At 68.6% G+C, this 17,950-nt stretch carries 14 protein-coding genes; 11 read left to right on the forward strand and 3 right to left on the reverse strand.

Annotated elements, in window-relative coordinates; translation table 11 throughout:
- The first annotated feature begins 54 nt into the window (after positions 1-54).
- From Q0480_RS02820 to Q0480_RS02840, 5 genes are all read left to right on the forward strand, one after another.
- Complete coding sequence (locus Q0480_RS02820; RefSeq protein WP_299130411.1) at positions 55-1,050, forward strand: adenosine deaminase; 996 nt, start codon at positions 55-57, stop codon at positions 1,048-1,050.
- Positions 1,047-1,691, forward strand: a complete 645-nt coding sequence (gene upp / locus Q0480_RS02825; RefSeq protein WP_299130413.1) for a uracil phosphoribosyltransferase — start codon at positions 1,047-1,049, stop codon at positions 1,689-1,691. Before Q0480_RS02820 ends, upp begins: the two co-directional genes overlap by 4 nt.
- 344 nt (positions 1,692-2,035) lie before the next feature.
- Positions 2,036-2,203, forward strand: a complete 168-nt coding sequence (locus Q0480_RS02830; RefSeq protein ID WP_299130415.1) for a hypothetical protein — start codon at positions 2,036-2,038, stop codon at positions 2,201-2,203.
- Positions 2,204-2,277: 74 nt separating this feature from the next.
- Complete coding sequence (locus tag Q0480_RS02835; protein ID WP_299130417.1) at positions 2,278-3,678, forward strand: M20/M25/M40 family metallo-hydrolase; 1,401 nt, start codon at positions 2,278-2,280, stop codon at positions 3,676-3,678.
- Positions 3,675-4,466 carry a DUF72 domain-containing protein gene (locus tag Q0480_RS02840; RefSeq protein WP_299130419.1) on the forward strand — a complete coding sequence of 264 codons (792 nt, stop codon included), beginning with the start codon at positions 3,675-3,677 and terminating at the stop codon, positions 4,464-4,466. Before Q0480_RS02835 ends, Q0480_RS02840 begins: the two co-directional genes overlap by 4 nt.
- A gap of 383 nt (positions 4,467-4,849) precedes the next feature.
- Here Q0480_RS02840 and Q0480_RS02845 read toward each other — a convergent pair whose 3' ends face one another.
- Entirely contained in the window at positions 4,850-6,994 is a 2,145-nt protein-coding gene (locus Q0480_RS02845; protein WP_299130421.1) for a TonB-dependent siderophore receptor, read from the reverse strand.
- A 158-nt stretch (positions 6,995-7,152) separates the two neighbouring features.
- Here Q0480_RS02845 and lysA point away from each other — a divergent pair, with 158 nt between their 5' ends.
- Positions 7,153-8,421 carry a diaminopimelate decarboxylase gene (gene lysA / locus Q0480_RS02850; protein ID WP_299130424.1) on the forward strand — a complete coding sequence of 423 codons (1,269 nt, stop codon included), beginning with the start codon at positions 7,153-7,155 and terminating at the stop codon, positions 8,419-8,421.
- 47 nt (positions 8,422-8,468) lie between these two features.
- On the forward strand, positions 8,469-11,066 hold the full coding sequence (locus tag Q0480_RS02855; RefSeq protein WP_299130426.1) for a TIGR02302 family protein: 2,598 nt from the start codon (positions 8,469-8,471) through the stop codon (positions 11,064-11,066).
- 386 nt (positions 11,067-11,452) lie between these two features.
- On the opposite strand, the gene metG is transcribed toward Q0480_RS02855, so the two are convergent.
- A complete protein-coding gene (gene metG / locus Q0480_RS02860; RefSeq protein ID WP_299130428.1) occupies positions 11,453-13,219 on the reverse strand; it encodes a methionine--tRNA ligase in 1,767 nt (588 codons plus the stop codon).
- Positions 13,220-13,647: 428 nt separating this feature from the next.
- On the opposite strand from metG, the gene Q0480_RS02865 reads away from it, so the two are divergent.
- Positions 13,648-14,610: a formylglycine-generating enzyme family protein gene (locus tag Q0480_RS02865; protein ID WP_299130430.1), complete on the forward strand. Its 963-nt coding sequence runs from the start codon at positions 13,648-13,650 to the stop codon at positions 14,608-14,610.
- A 34-nt stretch (positions 14,611-14,644) separates the two neighbouring features.
- On the opposite strand, the gene Q0480_RS02870 is transcribed toward Q0480_RS02865, so the two are convergent.
- On the reverse strand, positions 14,645-14,917 hold the full coding sequence (locus tag Q0480_RS02870; protein ID WP_299130432.1) for a PilZ domain-containing protein: 273 nt from the start codon (positions 14,915-14,917) through the stop codon (positions 14,645-14,647).
- Between the two features lie 260 nt (positions 14,918-15,177).
- Between Q0480_RS02870 and Q0480_RS02875 the strand changes: the two genes are divergently transcribed.
- The 3 genes from Q0480_RS02875 to Q0480_RS02885 are packed head-to-tail and all read left to right on the forward strand — an operon-like array spanning position 15,178 to position 17,749.
- Positions 15,178-16,629: a pilus assembly protein TadG-related protein gene (locus Q0480_RS02875; RefSeq protein WP_299130434.1), complete on the forward strand. Its 1,452-nt coding sequence runs from the start codon at positions 15,178-15,180 to the stop codon at positions 16,627-16,629.
- The gene (locus Q0480_RS02880) at positions 16,626-17,192 is read left to right on the forward strand and encodes a TadE family protein (RefSeq protein ID WP_299130436.1); all 567 of its coding nucleotides are present in this window, start codon (positions 16,626-16,628) and stop codon (positions 17,190-17,192) included. Before Q0480_RS02875 ends, Q0480_RS02880 begins: the two co-directional genes overlap by 4 nt.
- Positions 17,192-17,749 (forward strand): TadE/TadG family type IV pilus assembly protein, encoded by a 558-nt coding sequence (locus Q0480_RS02885; protein WP_299130438.1) that lies wholly within the window; start codon positions 17,192-17,194, stop codon positions 17,747-17,749. The genes Q0480_RS02880 and Q0480_RS02885 overlap by 1 nt, the downstream gene beginning before the upstream one ends.
- The last annotated feature ends 201 nt before the right edge of the window (positions 17,750-17,950 follow it).

A 17,950-nucleotide genomic window follows, 5' to 3' on the forward strand; every position in this document is an offset into this window, starting at 1 on the left:
GACGCTCGCGGCGCATCTCGGCCTCCCGCCGGGCCGGCACGGAAGAAGTTTTCTGTGACGGTCTGGCGGCGCCAGCCCAAGGTCGAGCTGCATCTGCATCTGGAAGGCGCCGCGCCGCCCGATTTCATCCGCGCGCTCGCGGCGGAGCAGGGTACGGACCTCGTGGGCGTCTTCGACGAGGCCGGCGCCTATGCCTGGACCGACTTCGCGGATTTCCTGAAGGTCTACGAAGCGGCCAGCTCCGTGCTCCGCGCCGCCGACGACTATCGCCGGCTGGTGGAGGCGGTGCTGGCGAAATCCGCCGCCGATGGGGTGATCTATACCGAAATCTTCCTCGCCCCCGACTTGCGCCGGGACGACGACACGGCCGCCTGGCGCGACCATCTCGCGGCGATGACCGAGGGAGCGCGGAACGCCCGGGCCGCGCATGGGATCGAGGCACGGTTCATCCCGATCGCCATCCGCCATCTCGGCCCCGAACGCGCCGAGGCCACCGCGCGCCTGACGGCGGAGACCGCCGGTGGCCTCGTCACCGGCTTCGGCATGGCGGGCGAGGAGGGGTTCGGAGAGCCGGCCGACTATGCCCGCGCCTTCGCCATCGCGGCGGAAGCCGGACTCGGCCTCACCGTCCATGCCGGCGAGCTTCTGGGTGCCGAGAGCGTGCGCGCCGCGCTCGACGCGCTGCCGGTCAGCCGGATCGGCCACGGCGTCCGGGCGATCGAGGATCCCGATCTCGTGCGCCGCCTCGCCGCCGAGGGGATCGTCCTGGAGGTGAACCCGGGCTCCAATCTCGCGCTCGGCCTCTTTCCGAGCTGGCGCGATCATCCGATCGAGCCGTTGCGCGCCGCGGGGGTGGCCGTGACCATCTCCACCGACGATCCGCCCTATTTCCACACCGACCTTCCGCGCGAATACGCCGCGCTGGCCTGGACCTTCGACTGGACGGCGGCGGATTTCGACGGCATGAACCGGGCGGCGGCCGCCGCCGCCTTCTGTGACGAGGCCACCCGCGCGGCGATCCTCGCGCGCCTGACCGGAGAGACCCCGTGACCGCACCGGCTTTCGAGCATCTGACCGTCGTCGACCACCCGCTGATCCAGCACAAGCTGACGCTGATGCGCGAGTCCGACACCTCGACCGCGAGCTTTCGCCAGTTGTTGCGCGAAATCTCGCTGCTGCTCGCCTACGAGGTCACGCGCGACCTGCCGATGACGACGAAATCGATCGAGACGCCACTGACCGAAATGGACGCGCCGGTGCTGAAGGGCAAGAAGCTGGCGCTGATCTCGATCCTGCGCGCCGGCAACGGCTTGCTCGACGGCGTGCTGGAGCTCATCCCCTCGGCCCGCGTCGGCTATATCGGCCTCTATCGCGACGAGGCGACCCTGCTGCCGGTACAATATTATTCCAAGGTGCCGGCCGATCTCCAGGCGCGGGTGACGATCGTGCTCGATCCGATGCTCGCCACGGGCAATTCCTCCGCCGCCGCCGTGACCCTGCTGAAGGAACAGGGGGCGACCGACATCCGCTTTCTCTGCCTGCTCGCCGCGCCGGAGGGTGTCGCGCGCATGGCGAGCGCCCATCCGGACGTGCGCGTCATCACCGCCGCGCTCGACGAGCGGCTGAACGACAAGGGCTATATCGTCCCCGGTCTCGGCGACGCCGGCGACCGCATGTTCGGCACGAAATAGGCGCCCGGTCCGTAGGGCGGACAGATCTGTCCGCCAGGCCTCGATGCCCGCGGTTCGTCATGGGCGACCAGCATCGCATCGGCCCGCCTCGGCGGCTGCGCGAGCTTGCCGAACAGCCGCGCCCGATCCCCCGGAGGTCGATCATCCCGGCCGGAGCGGCGGCGAGCAGCACGACCACGACGGAGAATCAGGCCGGATCGATTCTCGCGCTGGCTCGGGGACATTGGCCGCAACCACGCCGCCATTCTCAGCCAGCGCTTTCCCCTGGGCCGGGCCGAGCGGAATCCCGCCGGCGGCGAGGATGCCGGCCGCCGCGGATGGGCGTCTCGCCGCGGCCGGTGCTGATGACCCTCGCGGCCGCGTTCCTCACGCCGGTCGCGACTCCGACCAACCTGATGGTGATGGAGCCGGGCGGCTACCGGTTCGGCGACTACTGGAAGTTCGGCCCGCCGATGATGATCTGGTTCTTCGTGATCGCCGTCTTCGCCGTGCCGCTGATCTGGCCCTTCTGACCCGACCCTCCCGACTTGCCATTGCGGCCCCGCGGAGGGGGGCTATGCTGGGGCGAAATGCCAAGGGGATCCCAATGTCCGGTACCATCGTCGCGTCCGATCTCGACACCGTTCTCGCGGAGGTCGACGCCGGTCTCGAGGCCGCGCTCGCACGGTTGTTCGTCACGTTGCGGCTGAAGTCGATTTCGACCGATCCGGCCTACGCCGCCGAGACGCGCGCCTGCGCCGAATGGCACGCCGCGGATCTGCGGGAGATCGGTTTCGAGGCCGCCGTCCGCGATACCGCCGGCCATCCGATGGTGGTCGGCCACCACCGGACGGGGGACGGGCCGTCCGTGCTGTTCTACGGCCATTACGACGTGCAGCCGGTTGATCCGCTGGAGCTCTGGCATTCCGACCCGTTCGAACCGGCGATCGTCACCCGCCCCGACGGATCGAAGATGCTGGTCGGCCGCGGCACCGCCGACGACAAGGGCCAGCTGATGACCTTCGTCGAGGCCTGCCGCGCGTGGAAGAAGGTGACGGGCGCGCTGCCGCTGCCGGTGACGATCCTGCTGGAGGGCGAGGAGGAATCCGGCGGCGCCAACCTGCCGCCGTTCCTCGATGCCAATCTCGACGAGCTCCGCGCCGACATCGCGCTGATCTGCGACACCGGCATGTGGGACAGGGAAACCCCGGCGATCACCACCAGCTTGCGCGGCCTCTGCGGCGAGGAGATCGTGATCCGCGCCGCCAGCCGTGACCTGCATTCCGGCTTCTACGGCTCGGCCGCCGCCAATCCGAACCATGTGCTCGCGCGGATCCTCGCCGATCTGCACGACGACGCGGGCCGTGTCACGCTCGCCGGCTTCTACGACGGGGTGCCGGAACTCCCCGCAACCTTGCGCGACAGCTGGGCCAGGCTCGATTTCGATCCGGCCGCCTTCCTCGGCGAAATCGGCCTCTCGGTGCCGGCGGGCGAGACGGGGCGCTCGGTGCTGGAAATGACCTGGTCGCGGCCGACGGCCGAGGTGAACGGCATGGGCGGCGGCTATCAGGGCGCCGGCTTCAAGACGGTGATCCCGGCCGAGGCGCATGCCAAGGTGTCGTTCCGTCTCGTCTTCGACCAGGATCCGCGCAAGGTGCGCGCCGCCTTCCGCGCCCATGTCCGCGATCGCCTGCCCGCCGACTGCGAGGTGGAGTTCCATGAGCACGGCTCCGGCACCGCCGTCGCCTTCGACACTTCGGGGCCGGTGTTCCAGACGACGCAGGCCGCGCTCACGGCCGAATGGGGCAAGGAGGCCGCGTTCATCGGCGGCGGCGGCTCGATCCCGGTGACGACGCTGATCAAGAACAAGCTCGGCGTCGAGGTCGTCATGGTCGGCTTCGGCCTCAATGACGATGCGATCCACAGCCCGAACGAGAAATACGAGCTGGAAAGCTTCCGCAAGGGCATCCGCTCCTGGGTCCGCATCCTGGCGGCGCTCGGGTCATGAGCGGCCGGATCCGGGTCGGGGTCGGCGGCTGGACCTTCGAGCCCTGGCGCGGCGCCTTCTATCCCGAGGGTCTCGCCCAGAAGCGCGAGCTGGAATATGCCAGCCGCGCGGTCACCACGATCGAGATCAACGGCACCTATTACGGTTCGCAGAAGCCGGAAAGCTTCCGCAAATGGCACGACGAGACGCCGGACGATTTCCTGTTCTCGCTGAAGGCGCCGCGCTTCGCGACCAACCGCAAGGTGCTGGCCGAAGCCGGTGAGTCGATCGCGCGCTTCTTCGCCAGCGGGGTGCTGGAACTCGGCGACAAGCTCGGGCCGGTGAACTGGCAGTTCATGGCCACCAAGAAATTCGATCCCGAGGATTTCGAGGCGTTCCTGAAACTGCTGCCGAAATCCGTCGAGGGGCGGGCGATCCGGCACGTGGTCGAGGTCCGCCATCCGAGCTTTGCCGTGCCGGACTTCGTCGACCTCATCCGCGGCCATGGCGTGGCGGCGGTGGTGGCGGGCGATGCCGATTTTCCGGTGATCGCCGATCCGACCGCGCCCTTCGTCTATGCCCGGATCATGGGGACGCGGGCGGAGGAAGCCGCGGGCTATGCGCCGTCCGATCTCGACGCCTGGGCCGCTCGCGCCAGGGCCTGGGCCGACGGCGGGGCCGCCGAGGGGTTCGCGCCGCTGAGCGGCGGCGCCGACGGCGTGGCGCGCGAGGTCCTGCTTTATGTGATCAGCGGTGCGAAGGAGCGAAACCCGGCCGCCGCCATGGCCCTGCTCGAACGGCTGGGTTGATACCAAATCCGTTTGATTGCTTCGCCCATGCCCGCGCCTTGCACCGCCCGGACCTCGTATGGCCGCCCAAGGCGGCGCCCTTGTCGATGTCCCTGACGCTGGCCGACAACGCCGGGGCGATGCGCGACGTCCGAGCTTCCACCGCGCGATTTCGAGGTTACGCGAAATCGTGACGGGCGTGCCCTGCCGGGGCTCGCCCGTCTTCAACGGTCAAGCCGGGCACACCCGCCCCGATTCAACCCTTCCGGGGAAATCGTCACCCCTCGCGCCCTGCGCAGGCTTGCTCCGGGCGCGCGGACCGCGGGCGCGCCACTGGCGCCCCCGAAGAGCGGTCCGCGGAGATATCTCGATCCGAACCAATCACGGACGGGCCGAGCCGCGCGTCAGAAGCGCGCGGTCAGCATCGCGGTGATCACGCGCTCGTCGCCGGCGATGCAGCCGCCGCCGGCGTAGCAGGTGGCGTAATAGCTCTTGTCGAACAGGTTGGTCGCGTTGATCGAACCTTCGAGCCGGCCGCGGGCATAGCGGATCGCCGCGTCGGCCAGGGTGTAGGACGGCACCGTGATCAGGTTTGAATCGTCGCCGAAGGTCTGGCCGACGTAGCGCAGGCCGGCGCCGAAGCTGAGGCCCTCGAACCGTCCCTCGGGCATGGCGTAGTTGGCCCAGACCGAAGCCTGATGCTCGGGCACGAGGCTCGGGCGGTTGCCGACGTAGCCGTCGTTGTTCGCGGTGATCTCGGCGTCGATATAGGTATAGGTCGCGACTCCGGAAAGACCGTCGCCGAGGTCGAAATTGCCTTCCAGTTCCAGCCCGCGGTGCCGGACCTCGCCGGTCTGCACGGAAAAGTTCGGATTTTCGGGATCGGTGGTCAGCACGTTGGAATTGGTGATGTTGAAGAGCGCGGCGGTGAAGAAGCCGTCGAAGTTCGACGGGCGGAATTTCAGGCCGATCTCCATCTGTTCGGATTCGCTCGGCTGGTAGAGATCGCCCTCGGCATTGGTGCCGATGTTGGTGACAAATCCGGTGGAATAGCCGGCATAGGGGGTGAGGCCGTTGTCGAGCGCGTAGTTCACCCCGAGGTTCCAGATGAAGGGGTTGTCGCGCTGGGAGGTGTTCACGCCACTCAGCCGGTCTTCGTTTCGGTTGTCGATGAAGGCCTGGCGCAGGCCGAGGGTCACATGCGTGCGCGCGCCGATCTGGCTCTGGTTCTGGAGATAGAGGCCGGCCTGCTCGATCGTCTGCTTGCCGTCCTGGAAGGGGGGCGGGTCGGCGATGACGAGATCATCGTAGTTCGGGTCGGCGAGCGGCATCTGAAGGTTCGGATTGTTCCCGCTGTCCGGCAGGCCGTCGTCATATCCCATGTCACCGTCGACGGTGGAAAGGTTGTAGTCGGCGCCGAGCAGCAGCGTGTTCTGGCTGGCGCCGAGCTCGAATTCATACTGGGCCTGATTGTCGGCGGCGAAGACCTCCGCCGTCTCGTTCACGGTGAAGGCGGACATCGCCATGGTCGTGGCATCGACCATTCCGGCGAAGTAGAGATCGCGATAGTCGGTCTTCTGACGGGAATAGCGGACGTTCTGGCGGATGGTCCAGTTTTCGTCGATCTCGTGCGAGAAGAGATAGCCGGCCTGCGCGATGTTGGCGTGATAGCGCGACCATGGCGGCATGGTGTTGTCGAACCAGGCCGGCGGCGGCGTCACATCGTCGGGAAAATCCATGCCGGCGACCGGAAAGTTGAAGGCGGGCGACATCTCGTCGTTCTGGATATTGGCGAGGATGGTCAGCGAGGTCGCGTCGTCCGGCTGCCAGGTCAGCGCGGGGGCGATATAGACCCGGTCGTTCGGCGAATTCTCGAGCTGGCCGTTTCCGTCGCGGAAGAGGCCGGTCAGGCGATAGGCGAGGGTTCCGCCGTCGCCGAGCGGGCCGGTCAGGTCGAACTTCGCCTCGAGCGTGTCGAAGGAGCCGTAGCTGATCGCCGCTTCGCGGAAGGTTTCGAATTGCGGCCGCTTGGTGACGATATTGACGAGGCCGCCCGGATTGTTCTCGCCATAGAGCGTGCCGGCCGGGCCGCGCAGCACCTCGACGCGCTGGGCGCCGTAGGGCTCGATCCGGAAGCCGGAGAAGCCGATGACCTTCTGCGCCAGCCCGTCGCGATAGATGCCGTAGGGGCCGACATCGAAGCCGCGGATCAGGAAGCTGTCGAACCGTTCGTCCGTGCCCCAGATCGAGGGCGTGACGCCGGCGGTGTATCCGAGGGCGTTCTCCAGTTCCTCTACGTCGCGATCGACCATCTCCTGCTCGGTGACGACCGAGACCGATTGCGGGATGAGATCGATCGGCGTGTCGGTCTTCGAGCCGGTGGTCGTGTTTCCGGCGACATAGCCGATGTCCGGTCCGACGTCGCTCGATCCGATCGCCTCGACCTCGATCGTCGGCAACTGGATCGCGGTTGTCCCGTCCTGCGCCATCGCCGCCGACGGCAGGAGAATGATCGCCGCCGCCCGGCCCATCTGCTCGATCGCACCCATTGCATGCCCTTCACGTTTTCGTCATTTCGAATCCTGACTAAACTGGTCACATATTATGGTCAACCCGGACAGGCACGCGCCGCGCGGCGACCGGCGGCTTGATTCCCCGTGGCGGGAGGGCTAGGCACCGGCGTCGGGTTCCGGGACGCGCGCGGGCAATGGATCATTTTCTCTACAGGGACGGCGTGCTGCGCGCCGAGGACGTACCGCTGCCCGAGATCGCCTCGGCGGTGGGGACGCCGGTCTATGTCTATTCCGCGGCGACGCTGACCCGGCATTTCCGGGTGTTCGAGGAGGCGCTGGCCGGGCTCGATCATCTGATCTGCTATGCGATGAAGGCCAATTCCAACCTGGCGGTGCTGAGGCTGCTGGGCCGGCTCGGGGCGGGGATGGACGTCGTCTCGGGCGGCGAGTATCTGCGCGCGCGCGCCGCCGGCGTGCCGGGCGAGCGGATCGTGTTTTCCGGCGTCGGCAAGACGCGGGACGAGATGCGGCTGGCGCTCGGGCAGGGCATCCGCCAGTTCAATGTCGAGAGCGAGCCGGAACTTTTCGCGCTCGACGCGGTGGCGCGCGAGATGGGTCTCAGGGCGCCGATCGCGATCCGGGTCAATCCGGACGTCGATGCGAAGACGCATGCCAAGATCGCCACCGGCAAGTCGGAGAACAAGTTCGGCATCCCGATCGCCCGCGCCCGCGCCGTCTATGCCGAGGCCGCGGCGCTCGCCGGGATCGCGGTGGTGGGGATCGATGTGCATATCGGCAGCCAGCTGGTCGATCTCGCGCCCTACGAGGCCGCCTTTGCCAAGGTCGCCGCGCTGACCGCCGAACTGCGCGCGGATGGGCACGATATCCGGCGGCTCGATCTCGGCGGCGGGCTCGGCATTCCCTACCGGCGCGACAATCAGGCGCCGCCGCTGCCCTTCGACTATGGCGCGGTGATCCGTCGGACGCTTGGGCATCTCGGCTGCGAGATCGAGATCGAGCCGGGACGGCTGATCGCCGGCAACGCCGGCGTGCTGCTGTCGCGGGTCATCTGGCGCAAGCGCGGCGAGGGGCGGGATTTCCTGATCCTCGACGCGGCGATGAACGACCTCGTCCGTCCGGCGATGTACGACGCCTGGCACGATATCGTGCCGGTGAGCGAGCCGGAGGCGGGGGCGGAGCTGGCTCCGATCGATATCGTCGGGCCGGTCTGCGAAACCGGAGATACCTTCGCAACGGCGCGTCCCATGCCCTTCGTCGGCGAGGGCGATCTGGTCGCCTTCCGCTCCGCCGGGGCCTATGGCGCGGTGATGGCGTCGGAATACAATACGCGCGCGCTGGTGCCAGAAGTGCTGGTCTCCGGCGATCACTATGCCGTGGTGCGGGCGCGCCCGAGCTTTGACGAAATCCTCAGCCGGGATACCATCCCGGACTGGATCGGTTAGACTAGGCTTGCCCGGCTCAGAGCGCGCCCGGCATGAAAGCGGGGCTGATGACGGGCAGGGACCAGCCGGAGGCATCGCCGGAGACATTGGGCGACGGACCGGATCCGCTCGGCGCCGTGGTGCGCCGGACGCGGGTCGGGATGATGGTCGAGACCCTGTCGCGGGCCTTCTGGCCGCTCGGTTCCTTCCTCGCCGTTTTCTGGGCGGCGCTCGCCTTCGGCCTCCCCGAGATCCTGTCGCGCGGCGAGCTTGTGCTGGCGCTGGCGCTGGGCGTCGGCGGAATCGCCTATTTCCTGGTGACCGGTATCCGCGCGGTGCGCTGGCCGAGCGAGGCGGATGCGCGGGCGCGGGTCGATGCGACCCTGCCCGGGCGGCCGCTGGCGGCGCTGCGCGACACCGCCGCGCTCGGCGCGGAGGATCCGGGGGCGCGGGCGGTCTGGGCGGCGCATATCGCGCGGATGCGGCGCGCCACGCTCGGGGCGCGGCCCGTGGGGCCGGATCCGCGGCTCGCCACGCGCGATCCCTGGGCGCTGCGGCTGGCCGCGCTGGTGGCGCTGATCGCGGCGGCGGTCTTCGCGCGCGGCGAGGGGCTGGTCGGCGTGCCGGCGGCGCTGGCGCCCGGCGGCGGGACGGCGATGGCGACCGGCCCGAGCTTCGAGGGCTGGGCCGAGCCGCCGGGCTATACCGGGCGCCCGACGCTCTATCTGCCCGAGGTTCCCGCCGACCGGCCGGTGAGCGTTCCGGTCGGCACCAGGATCACCCTGCGCGCCTATGGCGATCTGTCACGGTTCGAACTGGCGCAGACCGTCGCCGATGTCGGCCTCGTGCCCGCCGGGGTGCCGGAGACGGATGGTCCGCCGCCGCCGCCGAAGCCGCCCGCGCTGACCGAAGTGGCGCCCGGGATCGCGATCGCCGAGTTCGAGGTGACGCGGGACGGTGGCGTCACCCTGTCGCAGCGCGGCCGGACCCTCGGGCAATGGCAGTTCCTGATGGAGCCGGATCAGCCGCCGACCATCGCGCTCTCCAATCCGGTGGAGCGCGGGCCGACCGGCGAGACGCGGCTCGGCTATCGTGCCGAGGACGATTATGGCATCGCGGGGGCGCGGGCGGAAATCACCCTCGATCTCGGCAGGGTGGACCGGCGCTACGGGCTCGCGGTCGATCCGGTGGCGCGGCCGCCGCTGGCCGTGGATCTGCCGCTGCCGATGCGGGGCGCGGGCGCCGAGGTCAGCGAGACGCTGGTCGAGGATTTCTCGAAGAACCCCTGGGCCGGTCTGCCGGTCACCCTGACCCTGACCGCCGAGGACGGGCTCGGCCAGACGGGGAGCAGCGGGCCGATCGCCACCGTGCTGCCGGGTCGGCGGTTCTACGACCCGCTGGCCGCCGCGCTGATCGAGCAGCGCCGCGACCTGCTGTGGTCGCCGGAGAACGCCCCCCGGGTGACGCGGGTGCTGCGGGCGGTGACCTACCGGCCCGAGGATGTGTTCGACGATCCGCGCGCCTATCTGGTCGTGCGGGTCGCGATCCGCGAGCTGGCCGTGGCGGAGGATAACGGCGACGTGCCGGCCATGGTCGAGGAGGTGGCGGAGGCTTTGTGGCAGGCCGCGCTGCAGATCGAGGAGGGCGATCTCGGCGATGCGAAGGCGCGGCTCGAACGGGCGAAGGAGCGTCTGTCGGAGGCGCTGAAGAACGATGCCTCGGACGAGGAGATCGCCCGCCTGATGGACGAGCTGCGCCAGGCGACGCAGGACTATATGCAGCAGATGGCGCGCGAGGCGATCGAGCGCGGCGACCAGCAACAGGCCGAGGCGCCGCCGCCGGGCCAGACCATGACGCAGAACCAGATCCAGGAGCTGATGGACCGCATCCAGGAGCTGAGCGAGCAGGGCCGCAAGGCCGAGGCCGAGCAGCTCCTGAGCATGTTGCAGCAGTTGCTGGAGAACATGCAAATGCGGATGGGCCAGGGCGGCGAGGGCCAGGGGCGGGACGGGCCGGGCCAGCGGACGATGCAGGGGCTCGCCGACACGCTTCGCGAGCAACAGGGGCTGGCGGACGAGTCCTTCGACCAGCTCCAGCGCGAGTTTCGCGAGGGGCGCGACGGCGGCGATGGCTCCGAGCCGGGCCAGGATCAGGGCGAGGGGAAGGGCGGTTCGCGCGATCTGGCCGAGCGGCAGGAGGCGCTGCGCGACCTGATGGAGGGGATGCGCCGCGACCTGCCCGGCGACGCCGGCGAAGCGGCGCGCGAGGCGCTGCGCGAGGCGGAGCGCGACATGGGCGAGGCGCGCGACCGGCTGAACGAGGGCGACACCTCCGGCGCGCTCGACCGTCAGGCCGGTGCGATCGACCGGCTGCGCGAGGGCATGCGCGAGATTGACGAGGACATGCGCCGGGCCGAGGGCGGCCAGCGCGGCCAGCGCGGCCAGGGCGGGCGCGAGGGAGCGGCGCGGGCCGAGGGCGGCGATGATCCGCTTGGCCGGCCGCTCGGCACGCGGGGCGGCGTCGGGACCGACCAGAACATGCTGCCGGGCGCGAATTCCGCCGCCCGCGCGCGGGATCTGCTCGACGAGATCCGCCGCCGCGCCGGCGAGTTTTCCCGCCCGCCGCTGGAACTCGACTATCTGCGCCGCCTGCTGGACCAGTTCTGAGGAGACCTCGGCGCCACCGGTTTATCCGCCAGGGTCGGCGATACCGGTGGCAACTGATACGATACCAAATCCGTTTGATTGCTTCGCCTTCGCCTTCACTGCGCGATTTCGAGGTTACGCGAAATCGTGACGGGCGTGCCCTGCCGTGCCGGAGGCACGCCTTCGGCGTGACGGGGGCATGACCGTCTGCGACGGTCAAGCCGGGCACACCCGCCCCGATTCAGCCGTTCGGGGAAATTTGCACCCCTCGCGCCCGCCGCAAGCTTGCTGCGGGCGCGCGAACCGCGGGCGCGCCACTGGCGCCCCCTAAGAGCGGTCCGCGAAGACATCCCGATCCGAACCAGTCAAGCGGATCCGGTATGAGATGCGCGGCGGACGGACCGCCCTCAGACGCCGGCGAAGCGGGTTTCGAGTTCGGCGCGGCGGGTGTCGTCGAGTTTGGCGAAGAGCACGGGCGGGACTTCGAAGCCATGGCCGGCGGGCAAGGCGCGGAGGGCGGCTTCGAGATCGGTGGGCCAGTCCGCGTCCGCGAGGCCGAGGGCGGCCAGCATCCGGTCCGCGGTGTCGGGCAGGAACGGGCGGCTCAGCACGGCGTAGAGCCGGATCAGGTTGAAGGCGAAGCGGGTGATCGCGGCGGCGCGGGCGGGATCGGTCTTGATCGCGGTCCAGGGCGCGGCCGATTGCAGATATTCGTTGCCGACGACCCAGATCGCGCGCAGTTCCTGCGCGGCCTTGCGCAGTTCCATTGCCTCCAGATTGGCCTCATAGGCCGCGATCCGGCGGGCGAGATCCTCCGCCACCGCCCGTTCGGCGGGGCTCCATTCGGAGAAATCGGCGAGGCAGGTCGGGCTCGACGGCTCGGTCGGCGGCGTGCCGGGAAGTGTGGCGCCGAAGCGGGCATGGGCGAATTTGGTCACCCGGCTGACGAAATTGCCGAGCACATCGGCGAGATCCTTGTTCACGCCGGCCTGAAAGCTCTCCCAGGTGAAGTTGCTGTCATTGCCCTCGGGGACGTTCGACATCAGCCACCAGCGCCAGTAGTCCGACGGCAGGATCCCGAGCGCCTGGTCCATGAAGATGCCGCGGCCTTGCGAGGTCGAGAACTTGCCGCCGTCGTAGTTCAGGTAGTTGAAGGACTTGATGTAGTTGACCAGCTTCCACGGCTCGGCGCCGTCGAAATTGGCGCCGAGGATGGTGGCCGGGAAACTGAGCGTGTGGAACGGCACATTGTCCTTGCCCATGAATTCGACGTAGCGCACGTCCGAGGCGCCGAGATCCTCGCGCCACCAGCGTTGCCAGGCGGCGTCGGGCTGGCCGGTCGCGTCGGCCCATTCGGCGGTGGCGGCGATATATTCGATCGGCGCGTCGAACCAGACATAGAAGACCTTGCCCTCCATGCCGGGCCACGGGTCGGTCCCGCGGCGGACCGGGATGCCCCAGTCGAGATCGCGGGTGATGCCGCGATCCTGAAGGCCGTCGCCGTCGTCCAGCCATTTCAGCGCGATCGAGGTCGAGAGCAGCGGCCAGTCGGTCTTGGCGGCGATCCAGGCGCGCAATTCGTCGCGCAGCTTCGACTGCCGCAGATGCAGGTGCTTGGTCTCGCGCACTTCGAGATTGGTGCTCCCTGAGATCGCCGAGCGCGGCTCGATCAGCTCGGTCGGGTCGAGCTGCTTGGTGCAGTTCTCGCACTGGTCGCCGCGGGCGCGAGGATAGCCGCAGTTCGGGCAGGTGCCTTCGATATAGCGGTCGGGCAGGAACCGGCCGTCGTCGATCGAATAGACCTGCCGCTCCGAGATCTCCTCGATCAGGCCGGCGTCGGCGAGCCGGCCGGCGAAATGCTGGGTCAGCCGGTGGTTGCGGGTCGAGGAGGAGCGGCCGAAATGATCGAAGCTCAAGGCGAAACCGTCGGCGAGATCCTTCTGCACCTGCCAGAGGCGCGCGCAATAGTCCGCGACCGGCTCGCCAGCCTTGGCGGCGGCGAGTTCGGCCGGGGTGCCATGCTCGTCGGTGGCGCAGATGAACAGCACCTCGTGGCCGCGGGCGCGCAGGTAGCGGGCATAGACATCCGCCGGAAGCTGGCTTCCCACCAGATTGCCGAGATGCTTGACGCCGTTGATATAGGGCAGCGCGGACGTGATCAGGACACGGGCCATGAGGTTCCCCGATGGACAGGCCCGCCCCAGATAGGCCATTCGCCGCGGGCTTGCCAGAGGGGGTTGGACTTGCCGCGCCGGGGGGGCGCGTGGATCGCCGCCGATATCTCTCGCGGCCGCGTCTTGCCGACCTGCCAGTGGCAGGTCGCCGCGGTCGCGCGCCCGGAGCAAGCTTGCGGAGGGTGCGAGGGGTGACGATTTCTCCGGAGCGTGCAAATCGTGGCGGGCATGCCCGGCTTGGCCGTTGAAAACGGTCATGCCCCCGGCAGGGCATGACCGTCACGATCTCGCCGACGGTCGAGATCGTGGAGGGAAGGAGTGCGTGAGCTGGCGCGAGGCCGGCTGGCGCGTGGACAAGCGCGCGGCGGTGGCCTAGGCTCGGGCGCCTTTATCCGGGGATGGGCGGCATGGCGGGGGCGGAGGCTCCGGTGAAAACGGGGGCGAAGGCGGCGGTGGAACCCGGCATGATCTGGGTGCCGGGCGGCCGGTTTCGCATGGGATCGGACGCGCATTATCCCGACGAGCGGCCGGCGCACGAGGTGGTGGTGGACGGCTTCTGGATGGACCGGACGCCGGTCACCAACCGGCGTTTCCGGCGGTTCGTCGAGGCGACGGGCCATGTGACGCTGGCCGAGCGCGCGCTTGATCCCGCGCAGTATCCCGGGGCCAGCAAGGCCGATCTGGCGCCCGGCTCCCTCGTCTTCACGCCGCCCGCCTATCGGGTGACGAGCCACAAGGATCCGCTGGTCTGGTGGCGGGTGGCGCATGGCGCGGACTGGCGCCATCCGCTGGGGCCGGGCAGCTCGATCAAGGGCATCGAGGATCATCCGGTGGTGCATGTCGGCTATGCCGACGCCGAGGCCTACGCGGCCTGGGCCGGCAAGGCGCTGCCGACCGAGGCGGAATGGGAATTCGCCGCGCGCGGCGGGCTCGAGGACCGCGAATTCGCCTGGGGCGACGAGTTGACGCCCGGTGGCCGGCACATGGCCAACACCTGGCAGGGCGAGTTTCCGAACCAGAACCTGCTGGAGGACCGCTATGCGCGGACCTCGCCGGTCGAGGCGTTTCCGCCGAACGGCTATGGCCTGCGCGACATGATCGGCAATTGCTGGGAATGGACCGCCGACTGGTATGTCGATGGCCACGCGGATCCGGGCGGGCACAGGGCCTGTTGCGCGCCGCGCAATCCGCGCGGTCCTTCGGAGGAGGAGGCGAGCGTGGAGCCGAACGCGCCGAACATCCGGCGCAAGGTGCTGAAGGGCGGCTCGCATCTCTGCGCGCCGAACTACTGCCGGCGCTACCGCCCCGCCGCCCGCCATGCCGAGGCGGTCGATACCTCGACCGGCCATGTGAGCTTTCGCTGCGTGAAGCGCGTCCCGCCGGAGGCGTAGCCGGCGGCCGGCGCGTGGCGCATCCCCTGCGCGCTCAGTCGGGCGCCGGGTCTTCGCGGGCGTCGAGGAACTGGACGCCGATGGCGTCCGCCTGGCGATATGAGACCGCCGCCGGAAAGCTGGCGCCGGATTCCAGTCGAAGCTCGAACGCGCCGGGCAGGCGGGTCAGCCCGTTCAGCGCCAGGCGCGCGCCGCCGTCGGACAGGTCGAGGATCACGCAGTCGATCGCGCCATGTCCCCGGCGATAGAGGATACGCCCGCGGCGCAGCATGCGCGTTCGCGGGTTCTTTCGACGCTCCGGCACCATGACACCACCCTCCGGACAAGACCAACGGTTGTGGAGATGGTACCGCGCCGCCCCGGCATGCGTCCACGGTCATACCTAATATTGGTAAATGATAAACTCGAAATGCAATCAATGTAATGTTTAGACAGATCAATGACCCACCGTAGCGCGCCCTTAACCGCGACAATAGAAAAGTCTTGGTGTCGCGCCTCGCGAACAACGGCCTCCAGACGCCGCCAATTGGGACCGGGTGCGAAGCATTCACGAGTGGGATTGACGAGATGCCTTCGCGGATTTTTTCCACCCTTCGGACGCGGATGGCCCGGCTTGGCCGCGATACGGCGGGCGCGACCGCGATCTTCGTCGCGATCGGGCTCATCCCGCTGATCGGATCGATCGGTCTCGCGGTGGATGCCTCGCTCGGCTACATGCTGAAGAGCCGCATCACGAAATCGCTCGACACCGCCGGCCTCGCCGCCGCCCGCGTCGCGCTCGACGACGACGCCGCCGACGTGGCGCGCATGTATTTCGACGCGAATTTCGGCGCCAACCCGTCCGTGACGGTAACCGATTTCTCCTTCGATCTCGACGACACCCGGCAGTTCGTGACCCTGACGGCCAATGCCACCGCGCCGACATTCTTCATGCGCATCTTCGGCCAGGACAGCGTCAATGTCGCGGCCCGCACGGTCATCCAGCGCGCGACCACCGGCATGGAGCTGGCGCTGGTGCTCGACAATACCGGCTCGATGAACGGCGCTCCGTTCAATGCCATGCAGCAGGCGGCCTACGACCTGATCGACATCATCTATGGCAACGATACGGAAATCGACAATCTCTGGGTGAGCCTCGTTCCCTTTACCGCCACCGTCAACATCGGTTCCGGCCGGACTGGCTGGCTGAAGAGCGGTGACCGGGTACTGACCAATATCGCCAGCTATTCGACCGCCGGCTGGAAGGGCTGCGTAATGGCGCAGGCGAGCCCGCACGACGCGGACGACACGCCGCTCAGCTCGCTGAAACTCGATTCCTACTTCTACGCCTCGACCACCCGGACCGAAGACAACAAATGGCCGACGATCAAGCCGGATCGGACCTACGGCGGCGACGTGAACGCTCCACGCGGCCCGAACCTCGGCTGCGGTCCGGCGATCACGCCGCTCACCTCCTCGCGGGCCACGATCGACACGGCGATCGGAAACATGGGTGCCTGGGGGCGCGGCGGCACGACAGGCAACCTCGGCCTCTCATGGGGCTGGCGCACGCTGTCGCCGCGGTGGCGCGGGGTCTGGGGAGGGGCGACGCCGGCGGCCCTGCCGCTCGATTACGATACCGACCTCATGGAGAAGGTCGTCGTGATCCTGACCGACGGCAACAACCAGTTTCATGATCAGGATACCGCCTCCGGCACCCCGGCCTCCGACTTCACCGCCTATGGCCGCATCGAGGCGATGGGCGTGACCGGAAGCGACAGCCAGAAGCGCGCGGCTGGCCGGGTGATCCTCGACAACCGCATGGCGGGCACCTGCGCGGCGATGAAGGCGCAAGGGGAGAAGGGCATCACGATCTACACGATCATCTTTGGCGGCACGCCGGACGCGGCCGCGCAGACCCTGTTCCGCAACTGCGCCACGCTGCCCGGGATGTACTATTACGCGCCGAACAATGCGACGCTGGCGGCCGCCTTCAAGGCGATCGGCGGCCAGCTCGCCTCGCTCAGGATCATCGAATGACCGGCCGCGCCGCGTCCCTCGCCCGCCGCCTTCGGCGTGACGCGCGCGGCGTCGCGGCGCTGGAATTCGCGCTGGTGCTGCCGGTGCTGCTGCTGCTGTTCTTCGGGACCATCGAGACGGCGGTGATGATCTTCATCGACATGACGATCGAATCCGCGGTCTTCGAGGCCGCGCGCTTCGGCATCACCGGCCGCGAGCCCGGGGTCAGCCGCGAGGACCATGTGCGCGAGATCGTCGCGGCGCATACCTATGGCATCGTCGACATGAACCGGGTGGTCATCGACACGCTGATCTACGAGAGCTTCGCCGATATCGGCAAGCCGGAGCCCTTCACCGACCAGAACGGCAATCATTCCTACGACCTTGGCGAGCCTTTCACCGACATCAATGGCAGCGGCGTCTGGGACGCGGACATGGGCGAGGCGGGCATGGGCGGGCCGGATGCGATCGTGGTCTATCGGGTGCATTATGTCTGGGGGATCATGACGCCCCTGCTGCGCGATATCATGGGCGAGAGCGTCGAGCATGTCGCCAGCATCGCCGTGCGCAACGAGCCGGTGTGATGCGCGGGTTTTTCCGGGCATTGTGGCGGGACCGGCGTGGCGTCTCCGCGCTCGAATTCGCGCTGGTGGCGCCGTTTCTCGTGCTGCTCGCGGCCGGCACCATCGAGTTCGGGCGGATGATGCTGCTGACCCAGAAGCTGCAGAACGCCAGCTTCCTCTTCGCCGACCTCGCCGCCCGCGACAAGACGCTGAGCGAGGGGAAGCTCGATGACATCTTCCTCGCGCTCGGCAATCTGATGCAGCCCTTCGATCTCGCGGATCACGGCGCCGCGGTGATCACCAGCGTCACCGCCGAAGCGGGTGGCGACGCGCTCGTCAACTGGCAGCGCATCGGCGCCGGCGAGCTCGATATCGAGAGCGACGTCGGCGAGGACGGCGGCGAGGCGACCCTGCCGGATGATCTGGAGATGGCCGCGGGCGAAACGCTGATCGTCACCGAGGTATATTACGCCTTCGCGCCGATCTTCGGCCTGACCACCTCGCCCGACGTCCTGCGCCGCGTCACCTATTACAAACCGCGTCTCGGCAGCCTCTCCACCCTGTTGCCGGGCGATTAGGATCGAGCCGCCCGTCCTCATGGCGCGGGTTCCGCGGCGGTCTCAGGCCAAGTCCGTTTGATTGCCGCGCCTTCGCCTTTCACCGCCCGACCGTCGCGAAGCCGCCCAAGGCGGCGCCCCTGTCGTCCGAGCGATGCGCGACGTCGGCTTCGCGATTTCGAGGTTACGCGAAATCGTGACGGGCGTGCCCTGCCGGGGCTC

The sequence above is a fragment of the uncultured Amaricoccus sp. genome, from assembly GCF_937891315.1.
In the GTDB taxonomy this organism is placed as follows: Bacteria; Pseudomonadota; Alphaproteobacteria; order Rhodobacterales; family Rhodobacteraceae; genus Amaricoccus.

Excerpts from the sequence above, each read along its gene's own strand:
- Q0480_RS02845 (WP_299130421.1), bottom strand. The coding sequence starts at position 6,994 with ATGGGTGCGATCGAGCAGATGGGCCGGGCGGCGGCGATCATTCTCCTG.
- Q0480_RS02830 (WP_299130415.1), top strand. The coding sequence starts at position 2,036 with ATGACCCTCGCGGCCGCGTTCCTCACGCCGGTCGCGACTCCGACCAAC.
- Q0480_RS02855 (WP_299130426.1), top strand. The coding sequence starts at position 8,469 with ATGACGGGCAGGGACCAGCCGGAGGCATCGCCGGAGACATTGGGCGAC.
- Q0480_RS02885 (WP_299130438.1), top strand. The coding sequence starts at position 17,192 with ATGCGCGGGTTTTTCCGGGCATTGTGGCGGGACCGGCGTGGCGTCTCC.
- Q0480_RS02875 (WP_299130434.1), top strand. The coding sequence starts at position 15,178 with ATGCCTTCGCGGATTTTTTCCACCCTTCGGACGCGGATGGCCCGGCTT.
- lysA (WP_299130424.1), top strand. The coding sequence starts at position 7,153 with ATGGATCATTTTCTCTACAGGGACGGCGTGCTGCGCGCCGAGGACGTA.
- metG (WP_299130428.1), bottom strand. The coding sequence starts at position 13,219 with ATGGCCCGTGTCCTGATCACGTCCGCGCTGCCCTATATCAACGGCGTC.
- Q0480_RS02880 (WP_299130436.1), top strand. The coding sequence starts at position 16,626 with ATGACCGGCCGCGCCGCGTCCCTCGCCCGCCGCCTTCGGCGTGACGCG.
- Q0480_RS02870 (WP_299130432.1), bottom strand. The coding sequence starts at position 14,917 with ATGGTGCCGGAGCGTCGAAAGAACCCGCGAACGCGCATGCTGCGCCGC.
- Q0480_RS02835 (WP_299130417.1), top strand. The coding sequence starts at position 2,278 with ATGTCCGGTACCATCGTCGCGTCCGATCTCGACACCGTTCTCGCGGAG.
- Q0480_RS02840 (WP_299130419.1), top strand. The coding sequence starts at position 3,675 with ATGAGCGGCCGGATCCGGGTCGGGGTCGGCGGCTGGACCTTCGAGCCC.